Raw genomic sequence first — 16,090 nt, 5'->3', positions numbered from 1 at the left:
GTCCCCCAGTTTCTCCGCCGGTTTCCCCGCACCGGAACGCGTCGGCGCCCCTCCCCCACTCCCGCGTGTCCGGCCCCGAAGGGCGGCACGACCGCCGGCCGGCGCCGACGCCGCCGCGACGGGAACGAGAATCCGAACGGAGCCGAACTCCCGCGCGCCACAAGCCCGTTCACGCCAGGGCCACGCCATGGAACTGGCACACGGAGGGGCCCCGGCACCTCGCACCGCCACCCCTGCGGGGGACGCGTCGGCGCCCCGGCCCCGGCTACGGTTCCCGGGTCGCGCACCGGTGCACCAGGCGACGTCCCGGCCCGCGCCGCCCGTCGGCGGCGTGGCGCGAATGTCCGTACGAGAAGGGAAGAACTGTGCCCATGGTGTTCGAGAACGGCGGTCCCGCGGACCGCATCAGCGGTGTCACGTGGGTCAAGAGCGCCGCGAGCGCGGGCGACGGCAACTGCGTCGAGCTGGCAGCGCTTCCGAACGGCGAGGTAGCGGTCCGCAACTCCCGCTTCCCCCAGGGCCCGGCGCTGGTGTACACGCCCGCGGAGATGCGGGCCTTTGTCTCCGGGGTGCGGTCGGGCGATTTCGATTCGCTGCTGTGAGGGCCGTGTGAGGACCTGAACCGCCCTGCCCGTCAGGGCGGTTGCGCGGACAGCCGCACCTGCGTCGGGGATACTGAACGTTGATATCCCTACCACGGAGCGTGCCCATGTCCGTTAGCGGTCCCAGCAGCCGACTCTCCGTCGCCGCCTCCGGCGACCCGCGCGCCACGCGCTGGGGCTCGCCGGAGGCGGCGCAGCGGGTGCTGGGCGAGAGCCTGCGCCAGCTGCGCCACGACGCCGGGTTGACGTTGCGGGAGGTCGCCGAGCCGCTGCGGGGCTCGGAGGCCAAGGTGAGCCGGCTGGAGCGGGGCGCGGGCTCCCCCAAGGAGCGTGACATCGAGGACCTGATCGTCTTCTTCCGGGTCCCGGACGAGAAGGCCAGGGAGATCCGGGCGCTGCTGCGGCAGGCCAGGGAGAGCCCGTGGTGGTCCCAGTTCAGCGACGTGACACCGAACTACCTGCGCCGGCTGATAGGTCTTGAGGGGTCGGCCGCCGGCATCCACACCTACGAGAACCACGTGGTGCCCGGCCTTCTCCAGACCGAGGAGTACGCCAGGGCCGTGATCAGGGCGGCCCTGCCGCAGGCCGGCATCAAGACCGTGGAGCGGAAGGTGAGGCTGCGGGTCTCCCGGCAGGAGGTGCTCCAGTCGGCGCAGCCCCCGATGGTCCGCGCCCTGCTGGACGAGGCGATCCTGCGCCGCCCCGTCGGCGACTACGGCGTGATGTGGCGGCAGTTGACCCATCTGAGGGAGGTCGCGCGGCGGCCCTCGGTGCGGCTGCGGGTGGTGGAGTTCGAGCAGGGCACCGGTCGCGTGCCGCACTACCCCATCACTCGGCTGCACTTCGGGGACGGCGGGCCGTCCGAACTGGTCTACGTGGAGCATCTGGAGAGCGCCACCTATGTGACGCGCCCCAGCGAACTGGAGCGCTACCGCGCCCTGTTGGAGGAGGTCGGCGAGGCGGCCTCGGGCTGGGAGCGGACCGAGGAGCTGCTGACCGGGGCCATCGAGGAGTACCGCCGCAAGGACCCGGGGGACCGACGCGCCCGCGCCACCGCCAGGTGAGTCCCGGTCAGATAGCCGCGACCCCGCACCAGCCGGTCCACTCGTGGGTGCGCTGCGGCGGCTGGAGCCGGTCGTCGGGACGCCAGTGGCGCACGTCGGTCAGCCCGGGCTCCAGCAGCCGGGTCCCGGCGAAGTACCGTGCCACGTCGGCCCGTTGACGCACCCGTCCCCAGCGGTCCCCGGTCAGCTCGGCCATCAGCGCCGTGACCCGGCGGCGCACCATCGGGTCGTCGCTGACCAGGTGCGAGATCGCGACGAAGCTGTCCGGCGGCAGCCGGGCGCGGATGTCGGCGACCAGCTCGGTGGGAGCCTGGGCGTCCGTCAGGCAGTGCAGCACGGAGCCGAAGAGCGCCGCCGTGGGCTCGGCGGCGAGCAGCCGGCGGACGCCGGGGTCGGCGAAGAGGCGCTCGGGGCGGGTGATGTCGGCCCGCACCACCAGGGTGCCGGCGTCCTCCTCCAGGACCAGCCGGCCGTGGGCGACGGCCATCGGGTCGACGTCCACATAGACCACCCGCGCGCCCGGCACGTGTTCCCTGGCGATCTGGTGGACGTTCTCCCTGGCGGGCAGCCCGACGCCGAAGTCGATGTACTGGGCGACTCCGTGGTCCCTGGCCAACACGCGCACCGCGCGCTCCAGGAAGGCCCGGCAGTTGCGGATCACCGCCCCACTGCTGGGGGCGAGGGCCAGCAGCCGGGCGACGGCCTCCCGGTCGGCCCGGTAGTGCTCGGAGCCGCCCAGCAGGTAGTCGTGCATTCGCGCGACGCTTGGCGTGGTGGTGTCGATCCGCGCGCTGATTCCCCGCCTCCCGTTCCCTCACCGCTCTCACCTGGGCAGGCGCACCGAGGGCGCCGTGGGGGCCGACTGTAGTGCACCCTCCCGCCCGATCTCAGGTGTTCACGGAGGGAGTTGCCGGGCACACGCCCGGGGCGCGCGGCACGGCGGGGGCGCCCTTCGGCGGCCCGGGGCCGGCAACGCGCCCCGACGCGCCCCCTCCGGGCGTTCGCCGAGAACTCTTCCGCGCCGGAGTTCGGGCCACCCGGGGTGTGCGCGCGAGAGGCGCGGCCGGGGAAGGCGAACGAACGGGCGCACGGGACGGGTTCGGGGGCTCGACGTCCCGTGCGCCCGCGGCCGGGTCAGCCCGCGTAGGGGGCGGCGACGTCGAGCGTCCAGGTGACGCCGTAGCGGTCCCTGAGCATCCCGTAGAGCGGCGCCCATCCGGACGGGGCGAGGTCGGCCATGATCGTGGCGCCCTCGGACAGGCCCTTCCAGTAGCCGGTGATCTCCTCGGTGTCCTCGCCGCGCACCGAGACGAAGAACGGCCGGTCACCCGCGTCGTGCGTCTCGTTCTCGCGCACGTCGTAGGCCATGACGTGGAAGCCGTTCTCGGCACGCACCTCTCCCCACGAGATCCGGTCGGTGTCCGCCGGGTGCTCCACCGCCCCGGCCTCGCCGTTGGTGAACGCGACGACCTGCCCGCCGAACACCGACTGGTAGAACTCCAACGCCTCGCGGGCCTTGTCCCGGAAGTTCAGATGCACTGTGGTGGTGACGCTCATGGTCCTGCTCCTACTCGAACGGTGTCGTGCCAACGGGAACAAGACTCCCAGCGGAGGGTGACAGGATGTGTCACCCACTCACGGGAGAATCGCACCATGCCCAAGACCTCCGCGCGCCTGCTGGCCCTGTTGTCGCTGCTGGGAACCCGCCGCGACTGGCCGGGCGCCCTGCTGGCAGAGCGTCTCGACATCAGCCTGCGCACCGTTCGCCGCGACGTAGACCGGCTGCGCGAACTCGGCTACCCCATCGCCGCCGCCAAGGGCCCGGACGGCGGCTACCGGCTCGCGGCCGGCACCGAACTGCCCCCGCTGCTCTTCGACGACGAGCAGGCCATCGCCCTCACCCTGGCCCTCCAGGTCGCCGCCACCACCGAGAACGGTGGCCTCGCCGAACCGGCCACCCGAGCCCTGCACACCGTCCGCCAGGTCCTGCCCTCCCGGCTGCGCCACCGCGTCGACGCCCTGCGGGTCACCGCCGTCGAACGGCCCGCCACAAGGCCGGCCGCGCCCGTCGACGGCGACCTGCTGCTCACGCTCAGCGCCGCCACCCACGCCCACGAGATCCTGCGCTTCGACTACGGCACCGAGGACCCCGACCGCCCCCCGCGACGCGTCGAACCCCACCACGTCGTCACCTGGGAAGGCCGCTGGTACCTCGTCGCCTTCGACCTCGACCGCCAGGACTGGCGCACCTTCCGGATCGACCGGATCGCCCCGCGCACCCCGAACGGGCCCCGTTTCAGCCCGCGCCGACTGCCGGGAGGCGACGTGGCCACGTTCGTCACCGGCCGGTTCCGCGGCTCCACCGACGCCACCGGCGACTGGCCGTGCACCGGCACCGTCATCCTCGCCGTGAACGCCGCCACCCTGGCGCCCTACGTGGGCGACGGCGTCCTTGAGGAGATCGGGCCCGACCGGTGCGCGCTCACCCTCGGGTCCTGGTCCTGGACCAGCCTCGCCGCCTCCGTCGCCCGCTTCGACGCCGACACCACGGTCGTCGGCCCACCCGAACTCACCCACGCCTTCGCACGCCTGGCCCGCCGATGCGCCGACACGACCGGCCCCACCGCGTAGCGGAAGCCACGCGCCCCCGCGTCCGCTTCGGCGCCCGGGAGGAGAGGGGCGCCGTGGAGGGCCGGAGCCACGCCCCGCCGAGACCCCGCCGGAAGTACGGGACAGGACAGGACAGGAGGTGACCGCTATCCCGGGCAGGATGTCCCACCATGGCTCCCCCTCCCGCACCGGTCCCCTCCGCCTCCCCGCACGGGAGGCCGCGCGGCGACCGCCCCACCTCCGTCGTCCGCCATGTGACCGACGCGGAACGCCGCGCGCGGCTCGCCACGCGGCACGCGCTGGCCCCGGCCTGGCGGGTCGACTCGCCGCCGGACGCCGCACGGGCGATGACCGTGCTGCACGCGACGGAACCGGCCACCGTTTCGCTGTCCTGCCACGCCCGGATGCGCTCGCTGACGACCCGGCGGATGGACCACGCCCTCTTCACCGACCGCTCCCTCGTGAAGCAGCTCGCCATGCGCCGCACCCTGTTCGTCTTCCCGCGCGACCTGCTCCCCGCCGCCTGGGCGGGAGCGTCCGCCCGCGTCGCCGCCACCGAACGCGCCCGCATCACGCGCGACGTGGTCGCGGCGGGCCTCGCGTCCGACGGGGACGACTGGCTCGACCGCGCCCGCGAAGAGGTCCTCGCCCTTCTCGCCGACCACCCCGAGGGGCTGACCGCCCGCGAGATCCGCGGCGCCGTACCGATGATCGACGTGCGCGTCGCGGTGCGGCCGGGCGACCCCTGGACGGCCTCCCGCGTCCTCACCCAGCTGGGCGCCACGGCCGACCTCGTCCGTGGCACCAACACCGGCGGCTGGCACTCCTCCCGCCCCCGGTGGACGCTCATGCGCTCCTGGCTCGGCGCCGTCCCCGCGCCGATGACCGCGGCCGAGGGGTACCGGGAGATCACCCGACGCTGGCTGTACAGCTTCGGCCCGGGAACGGAGGACGACCTCGTGTGGTGGCTCGGCGCCACCAGGACGATCGTCCGCGGGGCGCTCGCCGACGTCGGCGCGGTGCCCGTGTCGCTGGACGACGGAACGAACGGCTGGCTGCTGGCGGACGACGTGGACGAGGTCGCCGATCCCGGCCCGTGGGCGGCCCTGCTGCCGGTCCTGGACCCGACCGTGATGGGCTGGCGGGCCCGCGACTTCTATCTCGGCCCGCACCGTGACCTGCTCTTCGAACGTCGCGGCAACGCCGGCACGACCGCCTGGGTCAACGGCCGGACGGTGGGCTGCTGGACACAGGACGAGTCAGGCCGGGTGCGCACCCGCCTGCTGGAGCGGGTGTCGGCGGACGAGCGGCGCCTGCTCGAAGCGGAGGCGGAGCGGCTGACCGCCTGGCTCGCGGGCTTCCGTGTCCCCACCGTCTACACGTCGCCCGCGATGAGGACCTGAGCACCGCGCCCCTCGGGCCGGCGCGGGGGATCGCCCCGCTGAGCCGCCCGTCAGGGCCGCCGCGGCCGGGGTACCGGCGGCGCCTTCCCCGGGCCCCGGTCGCGGACCAGCACCCCGACGGCGACCAGCGCCACCACCCCCACCACCCCGACCAGGGTGAGCGGGGAGAACCGCAGCCGCCCGTCGCCGAGTTGGAGCAGCAGCGCGAAGAGGGGCGAGAGGCAGAGCAGCAGGGAGGTGGTGATGGGCTCGGTGTGCCGCACCCCGGCCTGGAGGACGCAGAGCGGGACGCCGACCCCTATCACCGCGACGACGACGCCCGGCACCAGCGCGGCGTGCAACCCCGGGGCGCCCTCCAGCGCGACCAGCGCCCAGGAGACCACCCCGATCAGCACGAAGCGGGTGGCGAGCACCGACCCGGGGTCGCACCCGGCGTCGTTCAGCCGCTTCATGTACAGGATGTTGGCGGCCGAACCCGCCGCGCAGGAGAGCGTGAAGGCGAGGCCCCTGGCCACGTCGCCGGCGGCGATCTCGCCGAGGCCGCTGCGCCCGCTGAACGAGCCCCACACCAGCACGCCCAGCAGCCCGCACAGGCCGACCGAGACCGCGACCTCCGTGCCCAGCACCCGGCTCCGCCGGCGCAGCAACGGGCCGGCGAGCACGGTGATGACCGGCCCCAGCGCCAGGCTGACGACGTTGACGACCGCCGGCTCCAGGTGGTCGAGGGCGTAGAAGGTGCTCAGCCAGGTGACCGCCGTCGTGACGTTGAGCGCGATCAGGTCGGGGCGGTGCCGCGTCAGCGCGCCGGGAGCGGCGGGGCGCAGCCTGCGGCGGGCGCCGTCGGCCGCGGCGAAGACGGCCACCGCCAGGGTGAAGGCGACGGCGGCGATCGCCGCGGGGCTGACCACCTCGAAGCGGTTGCCCACGTAGACGTCCATGGCGGCGGCGAGCACGGCGTACGCCAGCAGCGGCGGCACCCCCCGCCGCAGCGTGGCGCCGGCGAGGTCGGGAACGCCGGGGGCGGGGAGCGCGGGAGGGGAAGCGGTCACACGGCACCGTCGCCTCGGAAGGTGGCGACGATCCCCCGGGCGGTGAGGAACGTCAGCCAGCGGCGGACGGCCTCGGGGTCGTCGGTGGCCTGGTGGAGCCCCGGCGGCACCCGGCCGGCGGCGACCTCCAGCACGGCGCAGGCCAGCGGAACGGAGACCAGCCGCGCGGTGGCGGACTCCCGGGCGTCGCCCACCGTGTCCAGGCTCCACTCCCCCGCCCAGTCGGTGCCGTCGTCGGTGTGGACGCCCAGCCGCACGGACATCACGACCCGGTCCCGGTCGGCGTCGTGCGCGGGGTGAACGGCCGCCAGCCGCTCGGCGAGGGCGGCCACCCCCGCCGCGTCGGCCTCGGCCAGCTCGGCGAGCACCGGCTTCCATGCCGCGTTCCAGCCGCTCGGCCGCAGCGTGCCGCGCGCGAAGCTCTCCAGCCGCCAGGTGGCCGGCAGCCCGTAGGTGGTGACGAACGGCAGGCTGTCCCCGGCGGGATGGGCCTCGAACGTCTCACCGCCGACGGTCAGTCGGCGCACTTCCTCCCAGGGGCGGGCGACCCGTCTCGGCAGCCCCTCGGCGATCACGCGGGCCGGGGTGAGCAGCGCGGTGAGCGCCTCGTGCGGCGCGCGGTCGAAGTGGTGGCGGAACGCGTCGGGCCGGTCCTTACCGCTTCCGTGGTGGGAGGCGAAGTGCGCCACCGCTGGGCGGTCGCCGAGAGCGGCCCGGGCCGCGCCGACCAGGTCGTGGGCGAACAGGTGGTCGACGCCGGGAGCGAGGCCGACCTCGGTGAGCAGCACGGAGCCGCGCTCGGCCGCCCGTCGCGCGTGGGGACTGAGCCCGGGGGCCGCGTAGCCGGGGCAGACCAGGTGGGCCTCGCCGGCCAGCGCGACCTCGGCGAGCGCCGGGTGCCCGGCGGCGGGCAGCATCGCGACGACCACGTCGCCGGGAACGAGCTCCCGGGCGAGGGCCCCGGGGGCGAGGGCGCGCGGCTCGGCGCCGCCGGCGAGGCCGAGCTCCTCCAGGCGGGCCTCGGCCCTCGCGACCGTGCGTCCCCACAGCACCGTGGCGGCCTCGTCGCAGACGAGGCCCAGGCCGCTGCCGGTCGCACGGCCGACGCCGACCCAGTGCACGCGGCCGGTCGGGGGGATCAGGTCAGCCATCGGCCCTCGCTCACGGGATCGCGCGGCGGCGCGGAGTGGGGGCGTTCCCCGGGGCAACGGCCGGGCGAACTCACCTCGGGGCGCGACGAATTCCCTTCGACGCCCGCGGGCGGGACAGCGCGCCCCCTCGTTTCCCCGCCGTGGTCGCTCCGCTGTCCGCGCATCGGTCACCGCCCCTTCGTGCGCCCTTCACCAGCGGGAATCCCGCCGGGTAACGGACGTTCGGCAGAATGCGCCCGGCCGCGAAAGGGTGTCAAGGAATACCGGGGCCAAGCCCCGGCGCGGAGAGAGGAATTGACTGTTGCCGACCGGATGGGGATTCGCTCTTTCGGGAGTGAATCGACCAACCGATCGAGATCATCAGCACTCCGACCGTCGCCCCCACAAAAGGGAACTCGCCGTGTGATCTGACTCACCGCCTCCCGGGGAACGGCGGGGACCACACACCGCGGAACGCGGCGCCACCTCAGGAAGCACCCGCACCAACCGCCCCACCCTCGCCCGGGGCCCGCGTTTTCACTTTCGAAAGCATCCGAAACCAGCGGAAAGCGCCGCGTTTCGCCGCCGCCCCGCACCCCGCGCGACGCGTCCGCCCACTCCCCCGCCCGCACACGCCCGAGGGGCCCGTGGGCGGGGTCGTTCCCCCTGCCCACGGACCCCTCGGGTCGGTGCGGCGCGCCCCGCTCAGGCGGTGGCCGGCGACGGGTCGGCGGCCGGGGGCTCCTGGCCCCCGCCGTCGCGGTCGCGACCGCGCAGCTCGCGCCAGACGGCGAGCACCACCAGAACGGCGGCGACGATCCCCAGCCCCAACGGGATGGCCATCCGCACCAGCCAGAGCATCTGGGAGTTGGAGTCCGCGTCGTCGGCCCGCTCCTTGGCGCCCTCCTCGGTCCCCTCGACCGCGAGGGCGTTGACCGGCGCCAGGTCGACCGGCCCCTCGGGGCCCTGGATCTGGGCGACGACGGCCTGGTCAAGCGCGCCGTTGAGTACCGCGCCGGTCTCGGAGTCGACCCACGCCACCCGCGAGACGCTGGCGGCGTAGGTCAGCGGCACCTCGTCGGGCAGCTGCCCCAGCAGCTCGGGCGCCGGCCGCTGCTCGGCGGGGAGCGTCTCGGCTATGCCCGCCAGCACGTCCCTGGGCAGCGCGGCGGGGAAGCGCTCCACCATGGCCGGGTCGGCGAGCGGGCCCGCGGCCTCCATGGTGTAGACGTAGACGGTGCGCCCCTCCACGTCCTCGGTCCGGTCGTAGACGGCCGGCACCTCGGTGGCGGTGGTCGGGTCCCAGAAGGTGTAGTCCTTCTCCTCGGGGTCCAGCGGCCAGGAGATGACGAGCCCCTGGTGCTCCTCGGCCTCCGAGCCCTCCGGCGGGTCGACGTTGACCAGGTCCTTCCGGTCGACGGCCCAACGGTGGCTGGTGGTGGACAGTTCGGTGCCGTCCTCGCCGGCCACCGAGACGTCGTCGGTGACGACGGCGGTCGAGCCGTCGGTCTCCACGACCTTGACGTGGCGGTCGAGGGTGATCGGGACATCGCGGAGGAAGGCGTTGGCCAGGTCCCCGCTCTCGATGGCAGCCGCGTTGAGCAGCGTCGCCGATCCGGTGTACTCGAAGGTGGTGTCCGTGTCGTCCGGAAGCTGGTGGACGGACGGGTAGACCACGAGGCGGGTCACGACCGAGGCGGCCACCAGCACGGCGGCCGATCCGGACAGGACCCAGGTGCTTCTGCGCATGGCATCTCCCGGTTACGCGCACACGACATTGTGCGACGGCTGGGTCAACCTATGGTCGGCATCAGTGCGGGTCAATAAACTTCCGACAACAGGTGAACGACTGTTCACTCCGGCACGCGGCCCGGCTCGCACCCCCGCACGCGCCTCCCCGCGCCCCCACGCCCGCCGTGTCCGAAACGCGCCGTCCCGTTGACGCCCCTCCGGGGCCGTGCCAGCATCCCCGACTGAGAGCGCTCTCTGGCCCCAACTCGCCCCCCGCGGAAGGCACGTTGCCCGCGCGGGTGCGAGCCCCTTCACGGGCTTCCCGCCCCGTCCCCCACCGGAAGGTCCAGGCGATGTCCCTCGTACCCCGCGTGTTGACCGGCGTGATCGCGTTCGTGCTGGGCGTCGGCGCCCCGGCCCTGGCCGGCGCCGCGCCCGCGGAAACGCCCGCGCCGACGCCCACCGCCTCCGCCAAGAAGGGCGTCAGCGCGACGCCGGTCGCCGGAGCCTCGGAGGCGCTCGCCGACGTCGACGTCTCCTGGCACTACGGCTGGGCCTCGGGGCCGCAGGGCGTCACGACGCCCGAGGGCGCCGAGTTCGTCCCGATGATCTGGGGCGCTGACTCCGTCACGGACGAGGCGCTGGCCGAGGCGGTGCGCGAGGGCGAGCAGCTGCTGGGCTTCAACGAGCCCGACCTCCCCGAGCAGGCCGACATGTCGGTGGAGCAGGCGCTCGACCTGTGGCCACGGCTGGAGTCCACCGGGCTGCGCCTGGGCGCGCCCGCGGTCGCCTACGGCGGGGACACCCCCGGCGGCTGGCTGGACCGCTTCATGGCGGGCGCCGAGGAGCGGGGGCTGCGCGTCGACTTCATCCCGGTGCACTGGTACGGCTCGGACTTCGGCCCCGACGCGACGGAGCATCTGCGGGGCTATCTCCAGGCGGTGGCCGACCGGTACGGCAAGCCGGTGTGGCTGACCGAGTACGCGCTGATCGACTTCTCCGGCGCGACGCCCCGCTACCCCAGCGCCCAGGAGCAGGCGGACTTCGTGCGGAGTTCGACGGCGATGCTGGAGGACCAGCCGTATGTCGAGCGCTACGCCTGGTTCACGCTCTCCACCGGCACCCACGCGACGGGGCTCTACGACGGGACGACCCCCAACGCGAGCGGGCTCGCTTACCGGGAGGCCGGTTCCTGAGGCGTCGCCCCCGCGAACGCTCCTCCCCGGGGGGCGCCGGCGCCCCGGCGCGTGCGGCCGGTCCGACGCCCCGCGCGTGGCCCGCGCCCCGCGCCCCCGCGCCGCGAAGTGGGGCCGGTCCGGGCCGAGTTCACGGTGTGCGGCGCCCGGCCTCCTCGTTCTCCCCCGTCAGTGCCCGCGCTGCGGCCAACAGCGCCTCGGGGTGGTCGATCAGGTCGGTGTTGTCGGCCCACTGGTCGACGGCGCCGGTCAACGGCCAGGCGCGGACCGCCGGATCGGTCAGCGTGCCGGCCAGGGCTCCCGCGAGGCGCTCGGCGTGCAGCACCCGGAAGGGCCGGTCGTGGTAGTCGCGCGGCGTGGGGTCGACGTGCGGCGCGAGGCCGGTGGCGTTCTGGAGGCGGGCGACCCGTTCCCAGGCACGGCCCAGCGCCGCCTCGCGCTCCGGGTAGGCGGCGGCGCGCTGCGCGGCCCTCAGGTCGGGCGTCAGTTCGGCGGCCACCGGCAGCCGGGCGAAGGCGCTGCCCAGCCACTTGCCGTAGGGGGCGTAGCGGCGGGCCAGCAGCAGACACAGCCGCATCAGGTCGCGGACCAGCCGGCCGGCCACCGTCGCCGAGCCCAGCTCGTCGCCGACCTCGGCGCAGCGGCCGACGAACGCCTCCTCCTGGGAGATCCGCTGCCACTGGCAGGCGAGTTGGTAGCGCCAGATCTCCTCCGGATACCAGGCCAGACGGCGGCGCGCCGCCGTCAGCGTGCCGAGCCCGTCGTGGAAGACCTCCCCGCCGGTGGCCTCGGCGAGCCGCTGCTGCGGCATCGCCAGCCACTCCACCGGGGTGGGCGGGTCGCTCACCCCGCCGGGGCCGAGCCGCCGGCGCAGCCAGTCGTCCACGGTGGTGACCGTCACCCGGTGGTCCACCGGCCCCTCGGTGGGCGTCATCAGGCCGACGGGGTCGGAGTCGGCCCGTTCGAAGTGGGTGGGCCAGCCTCTGATGTGCTTGGGCAGCCGCTGGGCGAACAGCTCGACCAGCTCGGGCGCGAGTCCGGCGTCCGCCGGCGCGAGGAAGAGTTCGAGGCGCGGGCCCCACTCGTGGTCGGCGGAGCGGGCGGTGTCGAAGCCCAGCACCTCCGAGCCCGCGCCCACGCGGGCGGCGGCGTGCGGCAGCCCGGGCCGCGTTTCGGCAAGCAGGGGGGCGACGGCCTCGCGGTAGAGGATGGCGGAGAGTTCGAGGCCGGGGAGGAAGGCGGCCCGGGGTGTGGTCATGGCGCCACTCTCGCCCGAAGCGCGGGCCCAGGCCAGCGAATACCGCCGTGCCGGGCCCGCGCCGCCACCCCCTCACCCCACGACCGCGCTCACCCGGCGAGCACGCCCGCCAGTGCCTCGGCCGTCGCCGGGTGCGCCGCCACCAGCGCGCCCGCGGGTCCCGCCGACGGCGCCGCCCGCGCCCACTCCACCGGCAGGTCGAGCACCGCGGTCCACGCCTCGCAGGCGGCGGGGTGCGCCGCCAGCAGCCCGCCTGCGGGACCGGCCACGGGCGTGGCCCGCGCCGGCGCGGTCGCCGGCGGCGCCTCCCACGGCGGCACCAGTGCGTCCAGCGCCGGTAGCGCCCCGGGGAAGGTCCGCCCCGCCTCCCTGACGAGCACCGGCAGCAGCTCGGCCGCCTCCCGGCGCAGCGTCATGATCAACCGCGGCAGCCAGGGCAGCAGCACCGCGTCCGGCAGCCGGCCGAACGCCCCCGACAACTGCTCCACCACGAACGGCGCGAGCGAGGGCACCGGCTCCAACGCCTGCACGAAACCGCTGACATAGCGGGGGAACGCCCGCACCACCAGCGGGTTGGCCAGCAGCTCGGCGCAGCGCTCCCGCAGCGCGGGCAGCGGCAGCAGGTCCAGCCGGTGCTCGGCCGCCCACAGCAGCGCCGTCCGGTCCGGCTCCACCGGGTGGCACTGCCGCACCGCCAGCTCCAGCTGCGCCCGGTCGCACCCCAGGGCCAGCGCGAAGCCCTCAAGCCCGAAGAGGAAGCCCAGCATCGCGGCGACCTGCCTGGCCCCGACCTCCTCGTCCGTGAACGCGGTGGGCAGCAGCGTGCAGTAGTGCGCGTATCCCGTGGTCACGAACGTCTCGGCCCAGTGCGGCGGCCCCGCCTCCGTGGTGCGGTAGTACGCCAGCAGCCGGCGTATCCGGCGGAGCACCAACGGCGCCTGGTCCACCGTCCGTTCAGCCGCCAGCAGCGCCACAGCGCGGCTGCCGAGGTCGTCGACCAGCCGACCGGGGCCGAGGTAGAGCAGCGCCTCCTCGACGGCCTTCAGCGCGGTCGCCGCGGTCGCGTCCGGCTCCCGCACGGCGCGCCGCAGCCGCTGCTCCAGCACCTGCTCGACGGTGACGCCCTCGTAGCCGAGCTGCACCAGCGCCCGCTGCTCGCGGCCGAGCGCCAGATCCCAACTCTCCTGGATGGCGCGCCCTCCCAGGGCGCGGTCGCCCATCACCGGACGTACCACGTCGCCCAGCAGGCGGCGCAACATCCACAGCAGGTCGGAACAGGGCCGCAGCTCAGGCCTGTTGGCCAGGTCGAGCAGCGCGCGCTGCTGGGTGCGGGCCGTGAGGTTGAGCCCCAGCGGCTCCAGCCGGTCCAGCACGTCGCGCGCCAGCGGGGGCAGCGCGTCGTAGCCGACCGTGCCGATCCGGTCGCCGCCCAGCAGCATCCCGCACAGCCGCCGCACGTCCCGCTTCCCGGGAACGGTGTCCTTCTCGATACAGGTGACCGCCGCGTCCTCGAAGTCGTACGGCGTGGGCCTGGCCCGGCCGCGCAAGCCCGCCAGCAGCACCGAGGTCTCGAAGACGGCGATGGCGTCGGCGGTGCTGGCCAGGTAGCCGTTGCGGCGGGCGAGCCGGACCAGGTCCACGCACCAGCCGCGCAGCTCGTCCTCGTCGAGCGCGCCCGGCACGGGCGGCCGGTCGAGGAACGGCGTCAGCCGGTCGCCTCCCGCCTCGCCCGCGCCGCCCGCCGGCGGGGCGGCGGCGCGCTTCGCGGCCTTCGGCTTCTTCCGCCCGGTCCGCTGACCGGCCAGCCGGAACGGGGTCAGCCGCTCCGCCGTCAGGGTGCGCGACCAGGTGGCCGCCGCCAGCGAGACGGCGCCGGGGGCGAGGCCGAACTGCGCCTCGATCGCCGAGTGGCTGGAGGGGATCAGCCCGTACCGCCAGGCGGTCCCCGTGCGCTCCGGTATCGGGAACGGCTCCGCCTCGGAGGCGAGGCCGAACTGCTCGACGCGGCTGGCCGCGTGGAACGCGCCGCAGACGTGCAGCGCGGTCGCCGGGTCGGTGCCGGAGGAGGCCAGATGCTCCCTGATCCGGGTCCACATGTACCGCTCGCGGTCCTCGTCGACCGCCAGCCTGGCCCCCCGCTCGGGCCGCAGCCGGCGGAAGAGGCTGCCGATCATCACCATGGCCTGGCGGTACGTCCGGTAGTCGGCGCCGGCCAGCGGCTGCTCCACGTACTGGTCCCACCACTCGGACCAGTGCCGCACCTTCCCGTGGTGCAGCAGATGGGCCTCCAACTCGGCGAAGCCGGGCCTCAGTCGGCCGACTCCGACGCCGAAGGCGTCGCCGTGCAGCCCCGCCGCCTCCTCGGACTCCCGTCCCTCGCCGTCCGCCGCCGGGTCGGCGTCCGGGGCGTCCTCCCTCTCGCGCCACTGGAGGACGTGGTCGGCCGAGCGGTCCACCAGCACCAGCTCGACGTCGGGGGTGTCCAGGGCGTAGGCGATGGCCTGGTACTCGGCGGAGGCCTCGGTCAGCGGCGCCACCACGCTCAGCGGCGCCCAGTCGGCGGGGAAGCCGTCCAGCTCGGTGGCGAACGCCTGGAGCGCGACGGGCAGTCGGCAGTTGCGCAGCTCCTCCAGCAGCGGGGCCAGGTCCTCCGGCAGCTCCAGGTAGATCACCCGGGGCCGCTTCTCCGCCAGCCGCCTGGCCATGGCCAGCGCGGAGGCCGGCGAGTGGTGGCAGACCGGGAAGATCTCCAGCTCCTCTGCCAGCGCCCGGTCGACGTCCTCGACCATGCCGGACAGGATCTCGGGCAGCGCGTCGTCGGGCCCGGCGAACTCCTCGGCCGCCGCCCGCAGCCGCTCGCGCAGCGGCCCGAGGCCCCCGGCGGGCCCGGCGACCGGGCCCGCCACGACGGGGGCGCTCACGACAGCGTCGCGATCGCCTCGCGGCCACCGTCCAGGAAGTCCCGCCAGGGGCCGCCCTGTTCACCCTCGCTGCGGGGCTCGACGACGCCGTGCCAGAACTTGTTGAGGATCGCCAGGTCCTCGGGGGTGCGCCGGGCGAGCGAGCCGACCAGCGAGCTGGCGAGCGTGTGGGCACCCAGCTCCTTCTCCCCGAAGAACTGGCTGTGCAGCACCGCGTCCTCCAGGACGCCGATCTGCTCGGCGGTGGAGAGCGCGGACTCCAGGCGCTCGTCGTCGCTGGCCGCGTTGGCCGCCGAGGCGCGCAGGTCGGCGAAGCTCTGGAGCAGGATGTCCAGCAGCGTCGGCGGCACCTCCACCTCGATCCGGTGGCGGCGCAGCAGCTCGGCCGTGCGGAAGCGGACGATCTCCGCCTCGCTGCGCTTGTTGGTCACCACCGGCACCCGGACGAAGTTGAACCGGCGTTTCAACGCGGACGACAGGTCGTTGACGCCCCGGTCCCTGCTGTTGGCCGTGGCGATCAGGGAGAACCCGGGCTTGGCGAAGACCGTGTTCTCCCCGTCGGCGCCGTCGAGTTCGGGGATGGAGACGTACTTCTCCGAGAGAATCGAGATCAGCGCGTCCTGCACGTCGCTGGTGGAGCGCGTCAGCTCCTCGAAGCGGCCGATCACGCCGTTCTCCATCGCCGTCATGATCGGCGAGGGGATCATCGCCTCGCGGGACTGGCCCTGGGCGATGACCTGGGCGACGTTCCACGAGTACTTGATCTGGTCCTCGGTGGTGCCGGCCGTGCCCTGGACCACCAGCGTCGAGTTGCGGCAGATCGCGGCGGACAGCAGCTCCGCCAGCCAGCTCTTGCCGGTGCCGGGGTCGCCGATCAGCAGCAGGCCCCGGTCGGAGGCGAGGGTGACGACGGAGCGCTCCACGAACGCGCGGTCGCCGAACCACTTCTGCGAGATCTCGCGGTCCAGCCCGTCGGCGCGCTCGGAGCCCAGGATGAACAGGCGCACCATCTTCGGGCTCAGCCGCCAGGAGAACGGCTTGGGCCCGTCGTCGACGGACTCCAGCCAGTCCAGCTCCTCGGCGTACTTCACCTCGGCGGGCGCGCGCAGCAGATTGTCGGTCATGG

13 protein-coding genes are annotated in these 16,090 nt (G+C 74.6%); 5 read left to right on the top strand and 8 right to left on the bottom strand.

Features of this window, described 5'->3' with window-relative positions; all coding sequences use genetic code 11:
* Nucleotides 1-371 precede the first annotated feature (371 nt).
* The gene (locus tag FH715_RS16955) at nucleotides 372-602 is read left to right on the top strand and encodes a DUF397 domain-containing protein (protein ID WP_139646148.1); all 231 of its coding nucleotides are present in this window, start codon (nucleotides 372-374) and stop codon (nucleotides 600-602) included.
* 107 nt (nucleotides 603-709) lie between these two features.
* On the top strand, nucleotides 710-1,666 hold the full coding sequence (locus tag FH715_RS16950) for a helix-turn-helix domain-containing protein (protein WP_139646146.1): 957 nt from the start codon (nucleotides 710-712) through the stop codon (nucleotides 1,664-1,666).
* 7 nt (nucleotides 1,667-1,673) lie between these two features.
* Here FH715_RS16950 and FH715_RS16945 read toward each other — a convergent pair whose 3' ends face one another.
* Together FH715_RS16945 and FH715_RS16940 are read right to left on the bottom strand one after the other, a co-directional pair.
* On the bottom strand, nucleotides 1,674-2,450 hold the full coding sequence (locus FH715_RS16945; RefSeq protein ID WP_281290761.1) for an SAM-dependent methyltransferase: 777 nt from the start codon (nucleotides 2,448-2,450) through the stop codon (nucleotides 1,674-1,676).
* A 350-nt stretch (nucleotides 2,451-2,800) separates the two neighbouring features.
* Nucleotides 2,801-3,223: a VOC family protein gene (locus FH715_RS16940; protein ID WP_139646141.1), complete on the bottom strand. Its 423-nt coding sequence runs from the start codon at nucleotides 3,221-3,223 to the stop codon at nucleotides 2,801-2,803.
* A 96-nt stretch (nucleotides 3,224-3,319) separates the two neighbouring features.
* On the opposite strand from FH715_RS16940, the gene FH715_RS16935 reads away from it, so the two are divergent.
* Together FH715_RS16935 and FH715_RS16930 are read left to right on the top strand one after the other, a co-directional pair.
* Nucleotides 3,320-4,297: a helix-turn-helix transcriptional regulator gene (locus tag FH715_RS16935; RefSeq protein ID WP_139646140.1), complete on the top strand. Its 978-nt coding sequence runs from the start codon at nucleotides 3,320-3,322 to the stop codon at nucleotides 4,295-4,297.
* A 149-nt stretch (nucleotides 4,298-4,446) separates the two neighbouring features.
* Complete coding sequence (locus FH715_RS16930) at nucleotides 4,447-5,679, top strand: winged helix DNA-binding domain-containing protein (RefSeq protein WP_139646138.1); 1,233 nt, start codon at nucleotides 4,447-4,449, stop codon at nucleotides 5,677-5,679.
* A 50-nt stretch (nucleotides 5,680-5,729) separates the two neighbouring features.
* Here FH715_RS16930 and FH715_RS16925 read toward each other — a convergent pair whose 3' ends face one another.
* From FH715_RS16925 to FH715_RS16915, 3 genes are all read right to left on the bottom strand, one after another.
* Nucleotides 5,730-6,728, bottom strand: a complete 999-nt coding sequence (locus tag FH715_RS16925; RefSeq protein WP_211367688.1) for a DMT family transporter — start codon at nucleotides 6,726-6,728, stop codon at nucleotides 5,730-5,732.
* Nucleotides 6,725-7,879 (bottom strand): saccharopine dehydrogenase C-terminal domain-containing protein, encoded by a 1,155-nt coding sequence (locus tag FH715_RS16920; RefSeq protein ID WP_139646136.1) that lies wholly within the window; start codon nucleotides 7,877-7,879, stop codon nucleotides 6,725-6,727. The genes FH715_RS16925 and FH715_RS16920 overlap by 4 nt, the downstream gene beginning before the upstream one ends.
* 684 nt (nucleotides 7,880-8,563) lie before the next feature.
* A complete protein-coding gene (locus FH715_RS16915; protein ID WP_139646135.1) occupies nucleotides 8,564-9,607 on the bottom strand; it encodes a porin PorA family protein in 1,044 nt (347 codons plus the stop codon).
* A 335-nt stretch (nucleotides 9,608-9,942) separates the two neighbouring features.
* Here FH715_RS16915 and FH715_RS16910 point away from each other — a divergent pair, with 335 nt between their 5' ends.
* Nucleotides 9,943-10,785, top strand: a complete 843-nt coding sequence (locus FH715_RS16910; RefSeq protein ID WP_139646133.1) for a glycoside hydrolase family protein — start codon at nucleotides 9,943-9,945, stop codon at nucleotides 10,783-10,785.
* Nucleotides 10,786-10,915: 130 nt separating this feature from the next.
* Here the strand turns inward: FH715_RS16910 and FH715_RS16905 are convergent, their stop codons facing one another.
* The 3 genes from FH715_RS16905 to FH715_RS16895 all read right to left on the bottom strand — a co-directional run bounded on the left by FH715_RS16905 (nucleotide 10,916) and on the right by FH715_RS16895 (nucleotide 16,088).
* The gene (locus tag FH715_RS16905) at nucleotides 10,916-12,043 is read right to left on the bottom strand and encodes a DUF4037 domain-containing protein (RefSeq protein WP_139646131.1); all 1,128 of its coding nucleotides are present in this window, start codon (nucleotides 12,041-12,043) and stop codon (nucleotides 10,916-10,918) included.
* A gap of 89 nt (nucleotides 12,044-12,132) precedes the next feature.
* Nucleotides 12,133-14,964 carry a DUF5682 family protein gene (locus tag FH715_RS16900; protein ID WP_425472730.1) on the bottom strand — a complete coding sequence of 944 codons (2,832 nt, stop codon included), beginning with the start codon at nucleotides 14,962-14,964 and terminating at the stop codon, nucleotides 12,133-12,135.
* Nucleotides 14,961-16,088, bottom strand: a complete 1,128-nt coding sequence (locus FH715_RS16895; protein WP_139646129.1) for an ATP-binding protein — start codon at nucleotides 16,086-16,088, stop codon at nucleotides 14,961-14,963. Before FH715_RS16895 ends, FH715_RS16900 begins: the two co-directional genes overlap by 4 nt.
* Between the last annotated feature and the right edge of the window lie 2 nt (nucleotides 16,089-16,090).

This window comes from Streptomyces sedi (genome assembly GCF_006335015.1).
Lineage (GTDB): Bacteria > Actinomycetota > Actinomycetes > Streptomycetales > Streptomycetaceae > Streptomyces > Streptomyces sedi.
Note: the sequence above shows the minus strand (reverse complement) of the source record. Positions and strands in the feature narration are given on the sequence as shown.